Source organism: Peptacetobacter sp. AB800 (assembly GCF_047807365.1).
Taxonomy (GTDB): domain Bacteria; phylum Bacillota; class Clostridia; order Peptostreptococcales; family Peptostreptococcaceae; genus Peptacetobacter.
Window position 1 is genome coordinate 1 of the sequence record NZ_JBLOUI010000086.1, and the last position, 1,362, is coordinate 1,362.

Here is a 1,362-nt window from a genome sequence, read left to right on the forward strand (position 1 = left end):
TCTTGGTCAAGTCCTCGACCTATTAGTATCGGTAAGCTGCATACATTACTGCACTTCCACCTCCGACCTATCAACCACGTAGTCTTCATGGGGTCTTACTTCCGAAGAATGGGAAATCTTATCTTAAGGCTGGCTTCGCGCTTAGATGCTTTCAGCGCTTATCCGTTCCGTACATAGCTACCCAGCCATGCCTCTGGCGAGACAACTGGTACACCAGCGGTACGTCCACCCCGGTCCTCTCGTACTAAGGGCAGATCCTCTCAAATTTCCTACGCCTGCGACGGATAGGGACCGAACTGTCTCACGACGTTCTGAACCCAGCTCGCGTACCACTTTAATGGGCGAACAGCCCAACCCTTGGGACCTACTACAGCCCCAGGATGTGATGAGCCGACATCGAGGTGCCAAACCTCCCCGTCGATGTGGACTCTTGGGGGAGATAAGCCTGTTATCCCCAGGGTAGCTTTTATCCGTTGAGCGATGGCCCTTCCACTCAGAACCACCGGATCACTAAGTCCGACTTTCGTCCTTGCTCGACCTGTATGTCTTGCAATCAAGCTCTCTTATGCCTTTACACTCTATGCACGATTTCCGACCGTGCTGAGAGAACCTTTGAGCGCCTCCGTTACCTTTTGGGAGGCGACCGCCCCAGTCAAACTGCCCGCCTGACAGTGTCCCAAGACCTGATTCAAGGCCTCTGGTTAGAGTCCCAGTACTACAGGGGTGGTATCCCAACGGTGGCTCATCCAAAACTGGCGTCCTGGAATCAAAGCCTCCCACCTATGCTGTACATGTAGTACCAAGACCCAATGCCAAGCTACAGTAAAGCTCCATGGGGTCTTTCCGTCCTGTCGCAGGTATCCGGCATCTTCACCGGAATTACAATTTCACCGAGTCTGTTGTTGAGACAGTGCCCAAATCGTTACGCCTTTCGTGCGGGTCGGAACTTACCCGACAAGGAATTTCGCTACCTTAGGACCGTTATAGTTACGGCCGCCGTTTACTGGGGCTTAAGTTCACTGCTTCGATTGCTCTAACAGATCCCCTTAACCTTCCAGCACCGGGCAGGCGTCAGCTCCTATACATCGTCTTGCGACTTAGCAGAAACCTATGTTTTTGGTAAACAGTCGCTTGGGCCTATTCTCTGCGGCCATCTTTCGATGGCACCCCTTATCCCTAAGTTACGGGGTCATTTTGCCGAGTTCCTTAACAACAGTTCTCTCGCTGGCCTTAGGATACTCTCCTCACCCACCTGTGTCGGTTTGCGGTACGGGCGCCTTTAAACTCGATAGAGACTTTTCTCGACAGTGTGAATGCAGATGCTTCGCTACTAAATTTCGCTCCCCGTCACACCCCAGCATT

Annotated in this window: 1 rRNA gene; it reads right to left on the bottom strand. The window is 52.5% G+C overall.

The window, feature by feature from the left end:
- Window positions 1-2: 2 nt before the first annotated feature.
- Window positions 3-1,362 (bottom strand): 23S ribosomal RNA (locus tag ACK2WN_RS12130); the annotation flags it as partial.